This window comes from Mesorhizobium sp. L2C066B000 (genome assembly GCF_000502335.1).
Lineage (GTDB): Bacteria > Pseudomonadota > Alphaproteobacteria > Rhizobiales > Rhizobiaceae > Mesorhizobium.
On record NZ_AYWZ01000003.1, the window covers coordinates 222,737 to 241,847 of the forward strand.

General features: G+C 63.3%; 18 protein-coding genes and 1 pseudogene. 8 read left to right on the forward strand and 11 right to left on the reverse strand.

What is annotated here, in order from left to right; genetic code table 11:
• The first annotated feature begins 195 nt into the window (after positions 1-195).
• From ugpB to X733_RS154075, 4 genes are all read left to right on the forward strand, one after another.
• Positions 196-1,506 carry a sn-glycerol-3-phosphate ABC transporter substrate-binding protein UgpB gene (gene ugpB, locus X733_RS154090; protein WP_023698705.1) on the forward strand — a complete coding sequence of 437 codons (1,311 nt, stop codon included), beginning with the start codon at positions 196-198 and terminating at the stop codon, positions 1,504-1,506.
• 71 nt (positions 1,507-1,577) lie between these two features.
• Positions 1,578-2,462: a sn-glycerol-3-phosphate ABC transporter permease UgpA gene (gene ugpA, locus X733_RS154085; protein WP_023686696.1), complete on the forward strand. Its 885-nt coding sequence runs from the start codon at positions 1,578-1,580 to the stop codon at positions 2,460-2,462.
• A gap of 9 nt (positions 2,463-2,471) precedes the next feature.
• Positions 2,472-3,320, forward strand: a complete 849-nt coding sequence (ugpE, locus tag X733_RS154080) for a sn-glycerol-3-phosphate ABC transporter permease UgpE (RefSeq protein ID WP_023698704.1) — start codon at positions 2,472-2,474, stop codon at positions 3,318-3,320.
• A 7-nt stretch (positions 3,321-3,327) separates the two neighbouring features.
• Positions 3,328-4,389: a sn-glycerol-3-phosphate import ATP-binding protein UgpC gene (locus tag X733_RS154075; RefSeq protein ID WP_023726979.1), complete on the forward strand. Its 1,062-nt coding sequence runs from the start codon at positions 3,328-3,330 to the stop codon at positions 4,387-4,389.
• 35 nt (positions 4,390-4,424) lie between these two features.
• On the opposite strand, the gene X733_RS154070 is transcribed toward X733_RS154075, so the two are convergent.
• The 3 genes from X733_RS154070 to X733_RS154060 all read right to left on the reverse strand — a co-directional run bounded on the left by X733_RS154070 (position 4,425) and on the right by X733_RS154060 (position 8,237).
• Positions 4,425-5,507, reverse strand: a complete 1,083-nt coding sequence (locus tag X733_RS154070) for an ABC transporter ATP-binding protein (RefSeq protein ID WP_023701410.1) — start codon at positions 5,505-5,507, stop codon at positions 4,425-4,427.
• Positions 5,504-7,075: an iron ABC transporter permease gene (locus X733_RS154065; RefSeq protein WP_023818492.1), complete on the reverse strand. Its 1,572-nt coding sequence runs from the start codon at positions 7,073-7,075 to the stop codon at positions 5,504-5,506. The genes X733_RS154070 and X733_RS154065 overlap by 4 nt, the downstream gene beginning before the upstream one ends.
• A gap of 154 nt (positions 7,076-7,229) precedes the next feature.
• On the reverse strand, positions 7,230-8,237 hold the full coding sequence (locus tag X733_RS154060) for an iron ABC transporter substrate-binding protein (RefSeq protein WP_023711730.1): 1,008 nt from the start codon (positions 8,235-8,237) through the stop codon (positions 7,230-7,232).
• Positions 8,238-8,441: 204 nt separating this feature from the next.
• Between X733_RS154060 and X733_RS154055 the strand changes: the two genes are divergently transcribed.
• The 3 genes and pseudogenes from X733_RS154055 (at position 8,442) to X733_RS154050 (ending at position 11,846) form a co-directional block, all read left to right on the forward strand.
• Positions 8,442-8,993 carry a sigma-70 family RNA polymerase sigma factor gene (locus X733_RS154055; protein WP_023671665.1) on the forward strand — a complete coding sequence of 184 codons (552 nt, stop codon included), beginning with the start codon at positions 8,442-8,444 and terminating at the stop codon, positions 8,991-8,993.
• Position 8,994: 1 nt separating this feature from the next.
• Positions 8,995-9,709 (forward strand): annotated as a pseudogene (locus tag X733_RS01000000166125) (NrsF family protein).
• Positions 9,710-9,911: 202 nt separating this feature from the next.
• Positions 9,912-11,846, forward strand: coding sequence for a PAS domain S-box protein (locus tag X733_RS154050; RefSeq protein ID WP_050587141.1), 1,935 nt, complete (start codon positions 9,912-9,914; stop codon positions 11,844-11,846).
• 27 nt (positions 11,847-11,873) lie between these two features.
• Here X733_RS154050 and X733_RS154045 read toward each other — a convergent pair whose 3' ends face one another.
• The 7 genes from X733_RS154045 to X733_RS154015 all read right to left on the reverse strand — a co-directional run bounded on the left by X733_RS154045 (position 11,874) and on the right by X733_RS154015 (position 17,300).
• Entirely contained in the window at positions 11,874-12,752 is an 879-nt protein-coding gene (locus X733_RS154045; RefSeq protein WP_023671668.1) for a 3-hydroxybutyryl-CoA dehydrogenase, read from the reverse strand.
• A 120-nt stretch (positions 12,753-12,872) separates the two neighbouring features.
• Positions 12,873-13,802, reverse strand: a complete 930-nt coding sequence (locus tag X733_RS154040; RefSeq protein WP_023685323.1) for an electron transfer flavoprotein subunit alpha/FixB family protein — start codon at positions 13,800-13,802, stop codon at positions 12,873-12,875.
• A 20-nt stretch (positions 13,803-13,822) separates the two neighbouring features.
• Positions 13,823-14,572 (reverse strand): electron transfer flavoprotein subunit beta/FixA family protein, encoded by a 750-nt coding sequence (locus X733_RS154035; protein ID WP_023685322.1) that lies wholly within the window; start codon positions 14,570-14,572, stop codon positions 13,823-13,825.
• A 214-nt stretch (positions 14,573-14,786) separates the two neighbouring features.
• Positions 14,787-15,587, reverse strand: coding sequence for a rhomboid family intramembrane serine protease (locus X733_RS154030; RefSeq protein WP_023685321.1), 801 nt, complete (start codon positions 15,585-15,587; stop codon positions 14,787-14,789).
• Between the two features lie 29 nt (positions 15,588-15,616).
• Positions 15,617-16,198 carry a cob(I)yrinic acid a,c-diamide adenosyltransferase gene (locus tag X733_RS154025; protein ID WP_023671672.1) on the reverse strand — a complete coding sequence of 194 codons (582 nt, stop codon included), beginning with the start codon at positions 16,196-16,198 and terminating at the stop codon, positions 15,617-15,619.
• Between the two features lie 19 nt (positions 16,199-16,217).
• Positions 16,218-16,409, reverse strand: a complete 192-nt coding sequence (locus X733_RS154020; RefSeq protein WP_023818493.1) for a twin transmembrane helix small protein — start codon at positions 16,407-16,409, stop codon at positions 16,218-16,220.
• A gap of 24 nt (positions 16,410-16,433) precedes the next feature.
• Positions 16,434-17,300: an SDR family oxidoreductase gene (locus X733_RS154015; RefSeq protein ID WP_081732471.1), complete on the reverse strand. Its 867-nt coding sequence runs from the start codon at positions 17,298-17,300 to the stop codon at positions 16,434-16,436.
• A gap of 60 nt (positions 17,301-17,360) precedes the next feature.
• Between X733_RS154015 and X733_RS0134520 the strand changes: the two genes are divergently transcribed.
• Positions 17,361-18,212: a YihY/virulence factor BrkB family protein gene (locus X733_RS0134520; RefSeq protein ID WP_023671675.1), complete on the forward strand. Its 852-nt coding sequence runs from the start codon at positions 17,361-17,363 to the stop codon at positions 18,210-18,212.
• On the opposite strand, the gene X733_RS0134525 is transcribed toward X733_RS0134520, so the two are convergent.
• Positions 18,209-19,084: a DMT family transporter gene (locus X733_RS0134525; RefSeq protein WP_031193215.1), complete on the reverse strand. Its 876-nt coding sequence runs from the start codon at positions 19,082-19,084 to the stop codon at positions 18,209-18,211. The two genes, X733_RS0134520 and X733_RS0134525, sit on opposite strands and share 4 nt — an antisense overlap.
• Positions 19,085-19,111: the final 27 nt, after the last annotated feature.

A 19,111-nucleotide genomic window follows, 5' to 3' on the forward strand; every position in this document is an offset into this window, starting at 1 on the left:
GGCCCACCATGCCCCATTCTATCGCTGAGCCGGCTTGGCATTTCTCTCTGTCCTCGTTGCAAGGCGAGGGGGCGCGAAGTTAGCCGGGTATGAAATTCACGAAACAGCAACAAATCCGTTGTCCGATTGTCATCAGCGACACATATTGCGTTCGCGGGAGCGCCCCTTTCGCCAATGACAAACGGGAGATGAAACATGAAGTTGTTCGGCTTTGCGGCCGGTGTTGCCGCCACCTTGACCCTGCTTTCCACCACCTCCGCCTTCACCGCCACCCAGATCAGTTGGTGGCATGCAATGACCGGCGCCAATGCCGAGGTGGTCGACAAGATCGCCAAGGATTTCAATGCCAGCCAGAGCGACTATGAAATTCTCCCTGTTTTCAAGGGCACCTATCCCGAAACGCTGAATGCCGGCATCGCTGCCTTTCGTGCGGGGCAAGCGCCCGACATCATCCAGGTGTTCGACGTGGGTACCGGCGTCATGATGGCCGCCGAAGGTGCGATCAAGCCGGTGGCCGATGTGCTGACCAGCGCCGGCGTGACCTTCGACAAGAGCCAGTATTTGCCCGGCATCGTCGGCTACTATTCGAAGCCGGACGGGACCATGCTGTCCTTCCCCTATAATTCCTCGTCGCCCATCCTCTACTACAACAAGGATATCTTCCAGAAGGCCGGGCTTGATGTGAACAATCCGCCAAAGACCTGGAACGAGGTGTGGGAAGCCGCCAAGAAGATCAAGGCGAGCGGCGCCGCTTCCTGCGGCTATACCTCGACCTGGTTGACCTGGATCCACCTTGAGGCCTTCGCTGCCTGGAATGACGTTTCCTATGGCACCAACCAGAACGGACTTGCCGGAACCGACGTCGAGCTCAAGATCAATGCGCCGATCTTCGTCAATCATTTCCAGGCGCTCGCCGACCTGGCCAAGGACGGCACCTTCAAATATGGCGGCCGTACATCCGAAGCCAAGCAGATCTTTCTTGCCGGAGAATGCGGCATCTTCACCGAATCGTCGGGGGGTCTCGGTGACATCGTCAAGTCGGGCATGAACTACGGCATCGGCCAGCTTCCCTATGATAGTGACGCCAAGGGCGCGCCCCAGAACACCACGCCGGGCGGCGCCAGCCTGTGGGTGTTCGGCAACAAATCGGACGAGGAATACAAGGGCGTCGCGGCGTTCTTCTCCCACCTGTCCAAGACCGAAGTGCAGGAGTATCTGCATCAGAAGTCGGGTTATCTGCCGGTGACGCTCGCTGCCTATGAGGCGACCAAGAAGTCCGGCTTCTATGACAAGAACCCGGGCCGTGAGACGCCGATCCTGCAGATGCTGGGCAAGGCGCCGACCGAGAACTCGAAGGGCGTGCGCCTCGTCAACCTGCCGCAGGTGCGCGACATCGAGAATGAGGAGTTCGAGAAGATGCTGGCCGGCCAGCAGACTGCGCAGCAGGCGCTCGACAACGCGGTCGCACGCGGCAACAAGGCGATTCAGGAAGCGATCGGAAACTGAAGCGATTTGTCAGTTGAACCTCGTCCACGCGGACCCGCGTGGACGATTTCCTGAATAGCGAGGGAATCACCCTGTCTCCACGCGTCGTCTTCCCCAACAAGACCCTGCCTTACCTGCTGGTGGCGCCGCAACTCGCCATTACGCTGATCTTTTTCTACTGGCCGACCGGGCAGGCGCTCTACCAGTCGATGCTTAGGGAAGACCCGTTCGGGCTGAAGAGCAAGTTCGTCGGGCTCGCCAACTTTCGCAAGGTGCTGGCCGACCCGGCCTACCTCAACTCGATCAAAGTCACGCTGGTGTTCTCTCTGGCGACCGCGATCGTCGCCATGGGTGTGGCCCTGTTGCTTGCCGTCATGGCCGAGAAGGTGGTGCGCGGCAGAGGCCTTTATCGCACGCTGCTGATCTGGCCGTATGCGGTGGCGCCGGCGATTGCCGGCATGTTGTGGCTGTTTCTGTTCAACCCCTCGATCGGTTCGCTGGCCTACGCCTTGAGAGGTCTCGGCATCGCCTGGGATCCCTTGCTTAACGGAAACCAAGCCATGATCCTGCTGGTATCTGCGGCTGCCTGGAAGCAGATCAGCTACAATTTCCTGTTCTTCGTCGCCGGGCTGCAGGCGGTGCCGAAGACGTTGATAGAGGCGGCGGCCATGGACGGCGCCGGGGAGACGAAGCGCTTCTGGACCATCGTCTTCCCGCTGCTCGCACCGACGACCTTCTTCCTGCTGGTCGTCAACACTGTCTATGCGCTGTTCGACACTTTCGGTATCGTTCATGCCGTCACCGGCGGCGGGCCAGGCAAGGCCACCGAGACGCTGGTCTACAAGGTCTACAATGACGGTTTCGTCAATTTGATCCTCGGCGATTCGGCCGCGCAGTCGGTCATCCTGATGGTCATCGTCATCTCACTCACGGCCATCCAGTTCCGCTATGTGGAACGCAAAGTCCACTACGGTTGAGCGCGAGCGATGATTGGTCAGTCCCCGCTTCGCGCCCTCATCGCCCACGCCGTGCTCATCCTGGGCATCCTGATCGTCGCTTTCCCGATCTACTACACCTTCGTTGCCTCCACGCAGACGCTGCAGACCATCCTCAAGCCGCCATTGCCTCTTTTGCCCGGCGACCAGGTCTGGAACAATTACAGCGAGGCGCTGTTCGGCGGTGTCGGCCGCATCGGCGGCGTCAGTGTCGGCCGATTGCTGCTCAACACCACGATCATGGCGCTCGGCATCGCGGTGGGGAAGATTTTCATCTCGATCCTTTCGGCCTATGCGATCGTGTTCTTCCGTTTTCCGCTTCGGATGGTCTTCTTCTGGCTGATCTTCATCACACTGATGCTTCCCGTCGAGGTGCGCATCCTGCCGACCTACAAGGTGATGGTCGATCTCGGCATGATCGACACCTATGCCGGCCTGATCATTCCGCTGATCGCCTCGGCCACCGCCACGCTTCTGTTTCGCCAGTTCTTTATGACCATCCCAGGTGAGTTGGTGGAAGCGGCGCGTGTCGACGGCGCCGGACCATGGCGCTTCTTTTTCGACATCCTGCTGCCGCTGTCGCGCACCAACATCGCAGCACTGTTCGTCATCCTCTTCATCTATGGCTGGACGCAGTACCTGTGGCCGCTGCTCGTCACCAACAGCAACGACATGAACACCATCGTCATCGCACTTAGAAAGATGGTTTCCTTCGCCGATGCCGATACCCAATGGCATCTGGTCATGGTCACCGCGATGCTGGCCATACTGCCGCCGATCCTGATCGTGGTGCTGATGCAACGCTGGTTCGTGCGCGGACTTGTCGATTCCGAAAAGTGAGAAGCCGATGGCGACCGTCGATCTGAAGGATGTGAAGAAGGTCTATCCCAGCGGCGTCGAGGCGGTGAGGGGTGTCTCCATCGCCATTCCCGACAAGGAGCTTTGCGTGCTGGTTGGGCCGTCCGGCTGCGGCAAGTCCACGCTGCTGCGGATGATCGCCGGGCTTGAGACCATTTCTTCCGGCACCGTCGCCATCGACGGCAAGATCGTCAACACGATCGGTCCGACCGAGCGCGACATCGCCATGGTGTTCCAGAACTATGCGCTCTATCCACATATGAAGGTCTACGACAACATGGCCTACGGGTTGCGCAACCGGGGTACTCCCAAGGACGAGATCGACAGCAGGGTTCGCTCGACCGCCAAGGTGCTGGAGCTCACGGCGCTGCTCGACCGGCGCCCGCGCGAGCTTTCCGGCGGCCAGCGCCAGCGCGTGGCCATGGGTCGCGCAATCGTGCGCAATCCAAAAGTCTTCCTGTTCGACGAACCGCTTTCCAACCTCGACGCCAAACTGCGCGGCCAGATGCGGGTTGAAATCAAGAATTTGCAGCGCTCGCTCGGTGTCACCTCGGTCTACGTCACCCACGATCAGCTTGAGGCGATGACGCTGGCCGATATTCTCGTCGTCATGAATGGCGGATTGGTCGAGCAGACGGGCGCGCCGCTTGACATTTACGAGAAGCCGGCCTCGACCTTCGTCGCCTCCTTCATCGGCGCGCCGCCGATGAACCTTTTGCCTCTTTTGCAAGCATCGGCTGGTCCAGCGCTGATTGATGGCAAGACGATTGACTTTGCGCCCACGAACGCCGCCACGCTTGGCTTCCGCCCTGAGGATGCCGACGTCACCTTCAGTGCCGAGGCATCATCCGGCGCGCTTATTCTGCCTGCGGCGGTCGAGGCGGTCGAACCTGTGGGAGCCGAAAGCTTTCTTCACTGTGCCGCCGGCGGCAACCGCATCGTCGTGCGTGTGGCCGGCCGCGCCACGGCCAAACCCGGCGATCAACTGCGCGTCGTGGCCAGGGCCGAGAAGCTGCATTGGTTCGACAATGCTGGGAAACGAGTCGATTGACGCAGCCGCTCGCGCCAATCCGACGCATCGGCAGTTCAGGCGAAGACATGCGCCTTGCCGGAGACGGTCAGGCGCACGATCTCGCCGACGGAAGGCGCGTCGATACCCGGTTTGCGCAGGATCAGCGGCGTGCTGCCTATTGCCGCGGCGTCCGGCGGATCGGGGTTGTTCAACAGCCGCACGGCAATGGTGCACATCGAGCCTGCGAATTCCGAGTCCGTCACCTCGGCGAATATCGTGCCCGCAGGACCCGACATGCCTTCGCGCGACGTGCGCTTTACCTGCACCTGCTCCGGTCGCAGCATGATGCGGGCGATGTCGCGCCGCTCCTTCGAGTCGACGGCTATGCGACCAAGCGAGGAGGTGGCGAAGCCGCCTGAAATCTTTGCCGGCAAGATGATGGCGTCGCCAAGAAACTCGGCAACCATGCGGTCTTTCGGCTGCAGATAGAGTTCTCGCGGTGTGCCGATCTGAGAGAACTTTCCGTCGCGCATGACCGCCACCTGGCTGGCGAAGGACAGCGCCTCGGCCTGGTCGTGGGTGACCAGGATGGTGGTGATGCCGGCGGCTTCGAGTAGTTCGGCGACCGCCTTGCGCATCGAGGCGCGCAGACCGGTGTCGAGCGCCGAGAACGGTTCGTCGAGAAGCATCAGCCTGGGCTTCATCGCCATGGCGCGGGCCAGCGCCACACGCTGCTGCTGGCCGCCGGAGAGCTGGTGCGGGCGGCGCTTGAGGATCGCCTTGTCGAGCCCGACGGTATAGGCGAGCTCGGCGATGCGCTCGGCGCGCTGGTCCTCGCCGCGGGCCATGCCAAAGCCGATATTGTCGCCGATGCTGAGATGCGGGAACAGGGCGCCGTCCTGCGCCACCAGGCCAATGCCGCGGCGGTGCGCCGGCACCGCATGGCCGCCATTGGCCAGCACCTCGCCGTCGAGCACGACGCGGCCCTGGTCGGGCGCCTCGAAGCCGGCGATCAGCCGCAGCAACGTCGTCTTGCCGCAGCCGGACGGGCCGACGATCGCGGTGCGACTGCCGCTTGCGGCGCTGAGCTCGATGCCGGCAAGGGCTGCGACCGGGCCGTAGTGCTTGGTGAGGCCATTGATTTCGAGAAAGCTCATCGCCCGGCCATCCGTTTCGACTGGACATAGAGCAGCCAGGTCAGCGGCAGCGACATCGCCACCATGATGAAGGCGTAAGGGGCGGCGGAGGCATAGTCGATCTCGCCGCTATAGGACCAGAACGCCATGGCCAGCGTGCGCGTGCCGTTGGGCGCCAGCATCTGGGTGGCGGTCAGCTCGTTCATGATGCCGAGCGCGACCAGCGCCATGCCGGCCGCAGCCCCCGGCGCCGACAGGCGAATCGTTGTCGACCAAAGCGCCTTCAGCGGCGGCCGGCCAAGGCTGGCGGCGGCGCGTTCGAGCTCGACCGGCGCCTGTGCGATCGAGGCTCTGAGGCTGATCAAGGCGCGCGGCAGGAACATCAGGGCATAGGCGACCAGGATTGTGAACAGCGTCTGGTAGAGCGGCATGGCGATGCGCACGGTAATGGTGACCAAGGCCAGCGCGATGACCACGCCAGGCAGCGAACCGACAATGTAGTTGCAGCCTTCGAGCAGCCGCTGCAGCGGTCCCGGCGCGCGGATCGAGATCCAGGCCATCGGCATGGCGGCGATGGTCGCAAGCAAGGCGCCGGCCAGCGCCAGGAACAGCGTCTGGCCAAGCGCCAGGCCGATCTCGTCCAAACGCCAGACATCGGCGCCGCCGGCGACCAGCCAGCGGCCGATGGTGACGAAGGGCACGCCGATGGCGAGAAGCGTGGCGATGGCAGGCAGAGCCAGGCAGGGCAGGGTGGCGCGACCGAGCCTGGTGCGCTGCTGGCGGCGCGCGGCACCCGAGCCTACGCGGGCATAGCGTTCCTCGCCGCGCACCAGCACCTCCAGCGCGAGCAGCACGAAGCAGCAAGTCACCAGGACGCCGGCCAGCATGTTGGCGGCGGGACCGTTGAAGGTCGACTGGAACTGGTCGACGATCGCCGTGGTGAAAGTGTCGAAGCGGATGAAGACGTAGAGGCCGTATTCGGCCAGCAGATGCAGGCCGACCAGCAGCGCGCCGCCGCAAATGGCCAGTCTCAGCTGCGGCAGCACGACACGCCAAAACACCCGCCATGGTCCAAGGCCGAGTGCTGCGGCTGCGTCCTCCAAAGCAGGATCGAGCCGGCGCAGAGCCGCCGCCAGCGGCAGATAGAGGAACGGGAAATAGGCGAGAACCGAGACCAGCACGCCGGCCCACAGGCCGTGCAAGGTCGGCACCATGGTGATCCAGGCGTAGGAATGCACGAAGGCGGGGATGGCGAGCGGCGCCACCGACAGCCAAGCCCACAGGCCGGCGCCGGGCAGGTCGCTGCGCTCGGTCAGCCATGCCAGCGTCACCGACAGCACGGTGGCGATCGGCACGGTGAGCGCCACCAGAAGCACGGTGTTGACCAGAAGTTCGCCGACGCGCGGCCGGAAGACCAGGGCCGAAGCAGTGTCCCAGCCGATCTGCACACCGATCCAGATGATGAACGCCAGCGGCAGCAGCGACAGCAGCGAGACAATTATGGCGGCAAGCGCGATCCAGGACATGGGCTTCCGGCGGGACCGCCCGACTGTCTGGCCTGAACGTGCGAGATCGACCGCAGTTTGCATCAGCTCGACCGCGCCACTGCTGCCGGGGCGGGGGCGCCGCAGGCGCGGCCGGAAACGCAATGTGTTGTCATGGACAATGCCATCTCGAAAACAGAGCGCTCCTGCGGAAAGTCCGGCAGGAGCGCAATCGTTGCCCTTTTAGGACGAACCCAGCCTAAAGCAAGCCGGCTGCCGTCATCAGGTCCGTCACCTTTTTGGAGTTCAGTGTCGCCGGATCGACCTTCGGCGCCTGCAGGTCGGCCAGCGGCACCAGCCTGGGATTGGACTGCGCGTCCTTGCCGATAGCGTATTCGAAGGACGTGCCGGTCTTCAGCACGTCCTGGCCGCCTTTCCCGGTCACCCATTTGAGGAACGCCTGGGCTTCCTTCGGGTGTTTGCTCGAGGCGAGCACGCCGCCGCCGGAGATCGAGACGAAAGCGCCGGGATCCTGGTTCTTGAAATAATGCAGTTCGACGTTCTTGCTGTTTTCGCCGGTCTTTGCCTGATCGCCGAAATAGTAATAGTGGTAGATGATTCCGCCTTCGATCTCGCCGGCATTGACCGCCTTCATCACCGTGCCGTTGCCCTTGTAGGCGGTGAAATTCTCCTTCATGGCCTTCAGCCAGTCGGCGGTTGCGGCTTCGCCCTTGAGCTCAAGCAACGCGCTGACGATGGCCTGAAAATCGGCGCCGGAAGGCGAGGCTGCCCAGCGGCCTTTCCAGCTCGGATCGGCGAGATCGAGCATCGATTTGGGCAGCTTTTCGGCCGTGAGCTTGGTTTTGTTGTAGGCAAAGACGGTGCTGCGCGCCGCGACACCCACCCATCTGCCGCTGCTCGGCTGGAATTCGGCCGGGACTTGCGCCAGCGTGTCGGCGTCGACCGGCGCGAAAAGGCCCGCCGCTTCGACCAGGGTCATCGCCGGCGAGTTTTCGGTCAGGAACACGTCGGCCGGCGAAGAAGCGCCCTCGGCGACGATCTGGTTGGAGAAATCGCTGTCGCCGCCATTGCGCAGCGTGACCTTGATGCCGGTTTCCTTGGTGAAACCTTCGACCCATTCCTTGGCCAGGCTCTCATGCTGGGCGTTGTAGACGATGATGCCGGCATCCGCGGCCATCGCCGGCCCGGCGATCATGCTCACGGCCAGCGCTGTGGCCCCCGCTAGGGTGGAGAGCGTGTATCTCATGGCGTCATCCTCAATCTCGGTGGTTCTGGTTTCGCAGGCTGCACCTATCGATACCTGACAGCAGTAGTCAACATTGCTCGGCTGCTTCAATCGGTCGCCGCTCCCGCAAACTTTCGTGATTTTGCGGCACTTTGGCTTGGACATCATTTCGCCGGACACGTAACAAATCGGTGCCGAGGCGCGAAGATCGGGGAGTGAACTCTTGTGAGCGGCAAGGATGAGGCCGAGCTTTCCCGGCTGATGCGGGCCGCGATCGCGGGAGATGAAAGGGCCTACGCCGACTTTTTGCACCGGATCGCCGCGCTGGTTCGCGGCTTTGCGAGGCGCAAGATCGTACAGGGCGGGGTCGATCCCGAGGATGTCGTGCAGGAAACCTTGCTGGCCATTCATGTGAAACGGCATACCTGGCGCCAGGACGCGCCGGTGTTGCCATGGATCTATGCGATAGCCCGCTTCAAGCTGATCGATGCTTTCCGGCGGCGCGGACGGCGCATCGAAATCGAGATCGACGAGATCGCCGAGACCTTTGCCGAGCCGGAAACCGAGACCGTCAGCGAACGCGACATCAACCGGGCGCTGGACGGACTGCCGGCTGCGCAGCGTTCCGTCGTTTCTTCGATCTCGGTCGACGGCCGCTCCATCGGCGAGACGGCGGCCAGGCTCGGCGTCAGCGAGACGGCGGTGCGGGTGTCGCTGCATCGCGGGCTTGCCGCGATCGCCAAGCGATTTGGGCAGGGGCGCTTCGGGCGGCAGTGACATGAGGACGGAGGATCTCATCAAGGCACTCGACGCCGACACAAGCAGCAAGGCGATTCCGCTGCGCTCGGCCTGGTTGATGGCGGCGGCAGCCGCGGCGGTGATCGCGGCTCTGGTCTTCTTTCTCACCATCGGCCCGCGTCCCGACATCATGACCGCCATGCACACGATGCGGTTCCTGGCGAAGTTCGTGTTCACCATCGTGCTCGTCGTCACCGCCTTTGGCCTGGTCCGGGCGTTGTCGACGCCGGGCGCTTCGACGGCAAGAGCCGCGGCCTGGATGCTGGCGGCGCCGCTGCTGGTGGCCGTGGCGGTGGCTCTCGAACTGTTCATGGTGCCGGAGCCGATGTGGAGCACGCGCATGGTCGGCTCCAACATGATGATCTGCATGGGCTTCATCCCGCTGATCGGCATCGGCCCGCTTGCCGTCTTCCTNCATGGTCGGCTCCAACATGATGATCTGCATGGGCTTCATCCCGCTGATCGGCATCGGCCCGCTTGCCGTCTTCCTGTGGATGCTGCGCTATGGCGCGCCGACGCGGCCGGTGTTGGCCGGGGCGGTCGCGGGACTGCTCGCCGGCGGCCTGGCGGCGACCTTCTACGCCGCGCACTGCTTCGACGATTCGCCGCTTTTCGTCGCCACCTGGTACACGCTCGCCATCGCCGTCCTCGCCGGTCTGGGCGCGCTCGGGGGACGGTTCTTCGTGCGCTGGTGACCGGGCCTTTCAAGATCGCCCAATAATCACCGATCCTTAATCATGCCGGCAATTGTTTGCGGGTTCACCGTGTTGCCGGTGGCTCCGGCGCAACCTTTCCTTAAAATCGATCATCCAGTGTTTTTTGCAGAAATGTGTTGCGCATGGGGTGGCATGCACAGTGATGCGGCGAGAGCGAAAAAGCCTGCGGGCTGACAGTCACGTGGCTTTGGTGCTTGCGGCCGGAGGGCTTTGCGCTGCCGTGGTCGCGCTCCTGCTGTCGCGGCTCGATGTCAGCGCCGAAGTGCTGAAGCTATGCCTGCAGATATCGGTGCCGGTCGCCGCCGTGGCGCTGATTCTCGCCGCCCTGTTCATTTACCGGATACTGGACGATCGCCGGCAGATCGCCGAAAGCGAGCAGCGTTTCCGCCGCGCCATGGAGGATTCGGCGATCGGCATCGCCATTGTCGGCCTCGACGGCCGCATCCACGAAACCAACCCGGCCTTCGCCGCCATGCTCGGCTACAGCAAGCAGGAGATCGAGGCGCTGACCTTCTTTCAGATCACCCATCCCGACGATGTGCAGATCGGCCGTGAGACGATGGACGGCATGCGGGCGGGCACCGTCAACGCCTTCCACTTCGAAAAGCGCTACCTCAGGAAGGACGGCACGCCGGTATGGGCCCATCTTGCCGGTTCCGTCATTCGCGACGAGAAGAGCGGGAGCCCGCTCTACCTGGTCTCCCAGATCGAGGATATCGATGCGCGCAAGCAATCCGAGGCGCGCATAGCCGAAGCCGAAACGCGCTGGAATTTTGCCCTGGCCAGCGCCGGACAAGGCGTCTGGGATCTTGATATGCGGAAGGGCGGCACCACCTACTCCGCCACCTGGGTGAAGATGCTGGGCTATGCCGATGGCGAACTGGACGGCGACCCCGACCGCTGGCTGGCGATGATCCACCCCGACGATCGCGAAAACGTCGCCGAAGCCGATCGTGCCCATCTGGAGGGCAGGACACCGTTCTTCGAAGCCGAGTTCCGGATGCGCCACAAGGATGGCCACTGGGTCTGGATCCTCGACCGCGGCAAGACGCTCGAACGCGACAAGGACGGACGGCTGGTCAGGGCCATCGGCAGCCTGACCGATATCACCCAGCGCAAGCAAACCGAGGAAAGCCTCATCGTATCGGCGGCAATGCTGGCCGACGAGAAGGAGCGGCTGAGGGTGACGCTGCAGTCGATCGGCGACGCCGTCATCTGCACCGATGCCGCCAACCGCATCACCTTCATGAACCCGGTCGCCGAAAAGCTCACCGGCGTTGTTGGCGCGGAGGCGCTCGGCAAGACGCTTGGCCATGTCTACTGGGCGGTGGACGAAGAAACCGGGCAAAGGATCGGCATGACGCGGCCGGCGCTCGGCAGCGCCAGCCCTGCCGACCAGAACAGTCGCGCCGTCCTCATCCGTCGCGACGACACACGCTGCAGCATCCGCCAGGTGGTGTCGCCGATCATGAACGACCGCCAGGAGTTCTGCGGTCTTGTCATCGTCTTCCAGGACTTCACCGATGCGCGCGCCTTGCAGCGCCAGCTCGCCTATGCCGCCGCGCATGATGCGCTGACCGGCCTTGCCAACCGTTCGAGCTTTATCCGCACCATGGAGGAACTGGTCGACCGGAGCCGCAAGGCCGGCACAGCCAGGTCGGCGGGCGAACATCATTTCATGTTCATCGATCTGGACCATTTCAAGCTGGTCAACGACACTGGCGGGCACGCCGCCGGCGACGCCTTGCTGAAGCGGGTTGCCGAGGCCATTCGCGGTGCGCTTGGGCCGGAGGATATCGTGGCCCGCCTCGGCGGCGACGAATTCGCGGTCATCCTGAAAGCCGGGCCGAGCGCCGGCGCCAGGATTGCCGCACGCTCTGTCATCGACGCCATCCGCGGCCTGCAGTTCAGCTGGGACGGCCGGCCGCATGCGATCGATGCCAGCATCGGGCTGGCGCCAATCCACAGCAACAGCGGTGAAGTCGACGAGATCATCGCCCGGGCCGATGCTGCCTGCTATGCGGCCAAGGCCGCCGGCCGCGGCTGTGTTTCCGTGGCGCCTGACGATACCGGGTCAAGAGGCCAAGCAGAGCCGCCGCTTGCAGCGGCGTCCTGAGGGAGCACGGAACTTTCGTTCTGGTGGTTAGCGCGTCGGAACCGGATGCTCGCCGCGATAGTCGTAGAAGCCGCGCCCGGTCTTGCGGCCGAGCCAGCCGGCCTCGACATATTTCACCAGCAGCGGGCAGGGGCGATATTTCGAATCCGACAGGCCGTCATGCAGCACCTGCATAATCGACAGGCAGGTGTCGAGGCCGATGAAATCGGCGAGCTGCAGCGGTCCCATCGGATGGTTGGCGCCGAGCCGCATGGCGGTGTCGATGGCATCGACCGAGCCGACCCCCTCATAGAGCGTGTAGATCGCCTCGTTGATCATCGGCAACAGAATGCGGTTGACGATGAAGGCCGGAAAATCTTCAGAGACGGTGATGGTCTTGTCGAGCTGTTTCACATAGGCCTTGGCCGCCTCGAAGGTCTGATCCTCGGTAGCGATGCCGCGCACCAGTTCGACCAGCTTCATCAGCGGCACGGGGTTCATGAAATGTATGCCGATGAAACGCTCAGGACGGTCGGTCTGCGCGGCAAGCCGGGTGATCGAAATTGACGAGGTGTTGGTCGCCAGAATGGCTTCCGGGTTGAGCTGGGGACAGAGCTGCGCGTAAATCTTGCGCTTGACCGTCTCGTCCTCGGTCGCCGCCTCGATAACCAGATCGGCACCGGCGAGATCAGCCATGGTGGGGGCTGCGGAAATGCGCGCCATCGCTTCGTTACGCAGCTTTTCCTCAAGCTTGCCGGAGCCGACCTGGCGGGCCATGTTGCCGCTGACCGTGGCAATGCCCTTCTCGATACGGTCGGGCGAGACGTCGTAGATCAGCACCTTGAAACCCGAAAGTGCTGATACATGCGCGATGCCGCCGCCCATCTGGCCGGCGCCGATGATGCCGATCGTCTCGATCTTGGCCATTTGCAGCGATCCCGTCGAAAAGGCCTTTGCGGCCTGCTTTTTGTGCAGTGCAAACTAAAAGGGTGGGGCAGCTTCGTCTACCCCACCCTTTCACAATTTAATACGCTTTGGCAGAAAGCGTCAAAGCGCCTTTTGCAGTTCCGGCAGGATGACGAACAGGTCGCCGACCAGGCCGTAATCGGCAACCTGGAAGATCGGCGCCTCTTCGTCCTTGTTGATGGCGACGATGACCTTCGAATCCTTCATGCCGGCAAGGTGCTGGATGGCGCCGGAAATGCCGACGGCAATATAGAGGTCAGGCGCCACGACCTTGCCCGTCTGGCCGACCTGCCAGTCGTTCGGGGCGTAGCCGGCGTCGACGGCAGCGCGCGAGGCGCCGACGGCTGCACCGAGCTTGTCGGCGACCGGCAGGATGACTTCCTGGAACTTTTCCGAGGAACCGAGCGCGCGGCCGCCCGAAATGATGATCTTGGCCGAGGTCAGCTCCGGACGGTCGGTTTCCGAGAGTTTGTTCTCGACGAAAGTGGAGAGGCCGGGATTGGCCGCGGCCTTGACCGTCTCGACAGCTGCCGAGCCGCCCTCCGGGGCAGCCTGGAAGGAGGCGGTGCGCACAGTGATGACCTTCTTGGCGTCGCTCGACTGCACCGTCTGGATGGCGTTGCCGGCATAGATCGGCCGTTTGAACGTGTCTGGTGAAACCACTTCGATGATCTCGGAGACTTGCGCGACATCGAGCAGGGCCGCCACGCGCGGCGCGACATTCTTGCCCGACGAGGTCGCCGGCGCGATTATGGTGTCGTAGGCGCCGGCCAGCGAGACAACGAGTGCGGCGAGCGGTTCGGCGAGGCGCTCGGCCAGTTCGTCGGCCTCGGCCAGCAGCACCTTGCTCACGCCCTCGAGCTTGGCAGCGGCGTCGGCCGCGCCCTTGGCGCCTTTGCCGGCGACCAGCACATGCACGTCCGAACCGATCTGCAGCGCCGCCGAGAGCGCCTTCGCGGTCTGGTCGGAAAGGCTGGCGTTGTCGTGTTCTGCGATGAGGAGAATGGTCATTTTATCTGTTCCTTCCAGTCTCAGAGCACGCCGGCTTCGTTCTTGAGCTTGTCGACCAGTTCGGCGACACTGTTGACCTTCACGCCCGCCTTGCGGCCGCTGGGCTCCTCGGTCTTGAGCACCTTCAGGCGCGGCTTGACGTCGGCGCCGTAATCGGCCGGGCTCTTTTCGTCGAGCGGCTTCTTCTTGGCCTTCATGATGTTGGGCAGCGAGGCATAGCGCGGCTGGTTGAGGCGAAGATCGGCGGTGATGATCGCCGGCATCTTCAGTTCCACCGTCTGCAGGCCGCCGTCGACTTCGCGCGTCACCTTGGCCTTGTCGCCGTCGATCACGACCTTGGAGGCGAAAGTGCCCTGTGCCCAGCCGAGCAGGGCGGCCAGCATCTGGCCGGTCTGGTTCGAGTCATCATCGATCGCCTGCTTGCCGAGGATCACGAGACCGGGCTGTTCGGCGTCAACGACGCCCTTCAGCACCTTGGCGACGCCGAGCGGCTCGGTCTGCTCGTCGGTCTTGACCAGGATGGCGCGGTCGGCGCCCATGGCGAGCGCGGTGCGGAGCGTTTCCTGCGCCTGCTGCGGGCCGACCGAAACGACGATGATCTCTTCGGCCTTGCCGGCTTCCTTCAGCCGGAGCGCCTCTTCCACCGCGATCTCGTCGAACGGGTTCATCGCCATCTTGACGTTGGCGAGTTCCACCGCCGAACCATCGGCCTTGACGCGAACCTTGACGTTCGCATCCACAACCCGCTTCACGGGCACAAGGATCTTCATTGTCTGTCACCTCTCCTGAGATATCCGGGCGCGCTATAGCAGCGTGCGCCTCCGCAGAGTTGTCGAAAGCCGACATTCCTGACTGAATTCCGGCCAAACGGAATCCTGGCCGGACGAATTCTGGTCTTCTGCCGCCTAGCGGTGGCGCTCTCCGTAGTTGTGGCGACGCAACACGTCAATATGCCACGGCAGCGGCCAAACCACCCAAATCGGTTCACTTGTGACCGGAAGCGCCACCCCGGCCCCAACGCGTCTCAGGTTGCACGGGAGCGGGACCGGCTGGCGCCGGCCCAGTAGAAGCGGCTGGCTGATCGGCGGGTTGCGGCTCGCCGTCGCCACCGGCGAGCAGCGGCACGCCGCGGCTGCGCATAATGAGCACCAGCACGCCACCGGCAATGATGCCGCCAATATGGCAGGCCCAGGATATCTGGTTTTCGCCGCCGGCGGCAAACATCACCACCTGGAAGCCGATCCACAGGATCAGCGGGATGAAGGCCGGGATACGCAGCGGAATCCGGGCAAAGACCAGCACCCACACTTTCACCCGGGGGTAGAGGACCAGATAGGCGGCGACGACGCCGGCAATGGCGCCGGAGGCACCGATCAGCGGAACCTCCGAACTCCAGGCGACGAGCCCCTGGAAGAAGGCGCCGGCGATGGCGCAAAGCAGGTAGAAGATGAGGTAGCGGATGTGGCCGAGTGCGTCCTCGACATTATCGCCGAACACCCACAGGAACAGCATGTTGCCGCCGAGATGAAAGATATCGGCATGCAGGAAGGCATAGGTAAGGTAACTCAGGCTCTCGGGAATGACGACGAATTGGGGCGAGAGTTCTGCCGTGTCGTGGACAACCGAAGGAATGAAGCCGAAGCCGAGCACGGCTGCGTTGTTGAAATTTTCGCCGCCGATCGTGGTGATGAGAAACACAAGCGCGTTGACCGCGATCAGGCCGATCGTCACATATTGCAGCCGGATGTGGCGCAACCTGTTGGAGTCGTAAAGCGGGATGAACATGCCCCAAGCCCTTTCCCGCCTTCGAAAATTCAGCGGTTCTTGCCGGGCACCCATAACACGTCGGCATTTCCGTTGTCATTGACCGCACGAGCGGCGACGAACAGAAAGTCCGAGACGCGGTTTATGTATTTCAGCCCCTCGCGATTGACATGTTCGGCCGGGTCCTGCGCCAGCGCCACCATGATCCGCTCGGCCCGTCGCGCCACGGTGCGGGCAAGATGAAGTGCTGCCGCCGCCGGCGTGCCGCCATTGAGCACGAAGGATTTGAGCGGCTGCAGATCCTTGTTGAGAAGGTCGATATCCTTTTCGACGCGGTCGGTCTGCGAGGCGATGATGCGCAGCGGCTCGTAGCCCAGCGGCTTGCCGTCGTCGGGCACGGCGAGATCGGCGCCGAGGTCGAACAAATCGTTCTGGATGCGGGACAGCATGGCGTCGATGGCGGGATAACTTGCCGCTGTGTGCAGGCGGGCGATACCGATGCAGGCATTGGCTTCATCGACGGTGCCGTAGGCATCGACGCGCAGGTCGGATTTCAGCCTGCGTTCACCGGTGCCGAGGCCAGTGGTGCCGTCATCGCCGGTGCGGGTGTAGATCTTGTTGAGCTTGACCACGTCGCCTCCCGAACGGCCGTCACTTGCGGGTGAAATACACCACCAGCAGGATCAGTGCCAACGCCAGCGCCTGCAGCAGCACGCGTGCCTGCATCAGCTTGTTCGAGCTCACACCGGAGCCGCCGCGCATCATGTTGATGAGGCCGCGGACAAGCACGATCACCACGGCGACCATGATGAGGACGAGGAGGACTTTGATGACGGTTGCCATGATCTGTTCCCAGTTCTGTTGCGATCAGGCGCGTCCGGCCAGAACGCGGTAGAGCATCGATGCCGGCAGGATGCGCTTGAGCATCACGCCAATCCTGGCCGGCACTGTTACCACATAGTGCGGGCGCGGGCGCCGCGACAGAAGTGCATGGCGCAAGGCCGCATAGACCACCTCCGGCCCCTTTTTCAGCCGTGATGAGCTGCCGCCGGCCCGAAGCCGCGCCAGCTGCGCGGCATAGGCGACGTGGTGGACGGAATTCTCGTGGTCGATGTTTTTCAGGAACCAGAACAGCCCGTTGCTGGCGATTTTCGAGGTCACCGGCCCCGGTTCGATCAGCGAGACATGGATGCCGCTGCCCCTGAGTTCCTGCTGCATGCACAGCATCAGGCCTTCGAGCGCGTGCTTGGAGGCTGAGTAGGCGCCGCGAAAAGGCACCGGCGCTAGCCCAAGGATCGAGGAACAATGAACGAGGCGGCCATGTCCCTGGCGACGCATTACCGGTACGATGCGTCGGGTGAGGTCGTGCCAGCCGAAGAAATTGGCCTCGAACTGCTCGCGCAATGCCGCAACCGGCAGGTCTTCCACGGCGCCGGGCTGTGCATGGGCGCCGTTGTTGAACAGGGCGTCGAGGCGTCCGCCTGTCCGCTCCAGCACCGATGCCGCAAGTGCTGCGATGGAATCCGGCTCACGGTAGTCGAGATAAAAGGCCTCGATGCCGTCGGCTTCAAGTGCGGCTATGTCATCCGGCTTGCGCGCCGTTGCAAACACGCGCCAGCCATCCGCCTTCAGCGCACGGGCGCAGTGGGCGCCTATCCCGGACGAGGCGCCGGTGACGATGATGGTGCGCAACTCTTTGGCAGGCGGCATCGTGGTTTGAGCAAGGGTTGCCATTTGCCACAATCCCTTCCCATATTCGCGGCGTCGAGACAATCGAAGGGAACGCGGCTCTTGATGCGGAATATCGTCGTGCTGCGCCGCGTGCTCTATGACGCGCTTGGCCATTTCAACACCGATGACGGCTGGGCCATGGCCAGCCATCTGGCGATCACTTCGCTCATGGCGCTGTTCCCGTTCCTGATCTTCGCCACCACGCTGGCGAGCTTCCTCGGTGCGCAGGCGTTCGCCGATACTGCCGTGCACCTGGTCTTCGACACCTGGCCCGAACAGATCGCCAAGCCTATCGCGCGCGAGGTGCTCAACGTGCTGACCGTGCGGCGCACCGATCTTTTGACCTACGGCGTGCTTCTGGCGGCCTATTTCGCCTCCAACGGCATCGAGGCGCTGCGCACCTCGCTCAACCGCGCCTACCGCGTCGCCGAAACGCGCGGCATCATCTACCGCCGGGTGCAGAGCATTTTCTTCGTGCTGATCGCGACGGCCGGTTTCCTGGCGATCAGCGTGCTCCTGGTCTTTGCGCCTTTGCTGGCGCGGCTGGCGGAAGCTCATTTCGAGTGGATCAAACCCTATACGGGCACGATCACGCTGTGGCGCTACGTCATCGCCTCAACCGTCATCATTGGTGGCTTGTTTGCCGTCCACTACTGGCTGCCGGCGGGCAAGCGCCGCTTTGTCTCGCTGGTGCCTGGCATCATCTTCACTCTGGCTGCGTGGCTTGTCGGCTCGACCATGTTCGCGACCTATCTCGATCACTTCTCGTCCTATGTGACGACCTATGCGGGGCTTGCCTCGATCATGATCGCCGTGGTTTTCCTCTATATGCTGTCGGCAATCTTCATCCTCGGCGGCGAACTCAACGCCGCGATCAGCCGCTTTCTCGAAGCGCGCGCACGTGTCGGCAGCTAGGTTTTGGCTGGCCGAGCCGTGGCCAGCCCGACGCCGAGCGTCGCGATTGCCATGCCGACGATCTGCACGAGGCTGAGCCGTTCGCCGAACAGCGCCCAGGCGATGACAGCGGTGACGACCGGCACCAGGTAGAACAGCGACGCGACCTTCGACATCTCGCCGTCGCGGATCATCACCATCAGCAAGAAGATGGCGCCGATCGACAGCACCAGGACCAGCCAGGCCATGGCGAAGATCAGTTCGCCGTTGATGATCACCGTGTGGGTCTCAAGGGCCAGCGAAGCCAGGATCATCAGCGAGCCGCCGCCGATATATTGCCACATCGTCGCCGCCACCAGGTCGCCACCCGAGGCATAGCGCTTCTGCCAGATGGTCCCGGCGCTCATGCCCAGCACCGAGACCAGCGACGCCGACAGGGTTTCGGGCGTAACGCCGCCGCCGAGAGCGCCGAGCTTCGGCCACAGCACGATGATCACCCCCACAAGGCCGACGGCAAGGCCGGCCCAGTGGCGCGGCAGGATGGCCTCGCCGAGGAACCGGCCGGCAAGCACGGCCGTGATCAGCGGTTGCAGGCCGACGATCAGCGCCGAAAGCCCGGCGGGCATGCCCCTGTGGATCGCCCAGAACACCGCGCCGAGATAGATGCCATGCATGAGGATGCCAGAGACCGTGGCGTGAAGCGCTTCTACCCTTGTGGCTCGCTTCGAGCCAAGCACGAGCATCAGGCCGGCGAGCAGCAAGGCGGCGATGACAAAGCGGGCGGCCAGAAAGGTGAAGGGCTCCGCCCAGGGCATGGCGTAGCGCGCGCCTATGAAACCTGTCGCCCACAGGACGACAAACGAGGCGGGGATGAACCGCTTGAGACTGTGCATTTCGGGGAAGCCGTTTCCGGTGGAGAG

Coding starts and splice junctions, on each gene's coding strand:
- ugpE (WP_023698704.1), top strand. CDS start 2,472: ATGATTGGTCAGTCCCCGCTTCGCGCCCTCATCGCCCACGCCGTGCTC.
- X733_RS154015 (WP_081732471.1), bottom strand. CDS start 17,300: ATGGCAACCCTTGCTCAAACCACGATGCCGCCTGCCAAAGAGTTGCGC.
- X733_RS154075 (WP_023726979.1), top strand. CDS start 3,328: ATGGCGACCGTCGATCTGAAGGATGTGAAGAAGGTCTATCCCAGCGGC.
- ugpB (WP_023698705.1), top strand. CDS start 196: ATGAAGTTGTTCGGCTTTGCGGCCGGTGTTGCCGCCACCTTGACCCTG.
- X733_RS154060 (WP_023711730.1), bottom strand. CDS start 8,237: ATGAGATACACGCTCTCCACCCTAGCGGGGGCCACAGCGCTGGCCGTG.
- X733_RS154070 (WP_023701410.1), bottom strand. CDS start 5,507: ATGAGCTTTCTCGAAATCAATGGCCTCACCAAGCACTACGGCCCGGTC.
- X733_RS154040 (WP_023685323.1), bottom strand. CDS start 13,802: ATGACCATTCTCCTCATCGCAGAACACGACAACGCCAGCCTTTCCGAC.
- X733_RS0134525 (WP_031193215.1), bottom strand. CDS start 19,084: ATGCACAGTCTCAAGCGGTTCATCCCCGCCTCGTTTGTCGTCCTGTGG.
- X733_RS154030 (WP_023685321.1), bottom strand. CDS start 15,587: ATGTTCATCCCGCTTTACGACTCCAACAGGTTGCGCCACATCCGGCTG.
- X733_RS154020 (WP_023818493.1), bottom strand. CDS start 16,409: ATGGCAACCGTCATCAAAGTCCTCCTCGTCCTCATCATGGTCGCCGTG.
- X733_RS0134520 (WP_023671675.1), top strand. CDS start 17,361: ATGCGGAATATCGTCGTGCTGCGCCGCGTGCTCTATGACGCGCTTGGC.
- X733_RS154035 (WP_023685322.1), bottom strand. CDS start 14,572: ATGAAGATCCTTGTGCCCGTGAAGCGGGTTGTGGATGCGAACGTCAAG.
- X733_RS154065 (WP_023818492.1), bottom strand. CDS start 7,075: ATGCAAACTGCGGTCGATCTCGCACGTTCAGGCCAGACAGTCGGGCGG.
- X733_RS154045 (WP_023671668.1), bottom strand. CDS start 12,752: ATGGCCAAGATCGAGACGATCGGCATCATCGGCGCCGGCCAGATGGGC.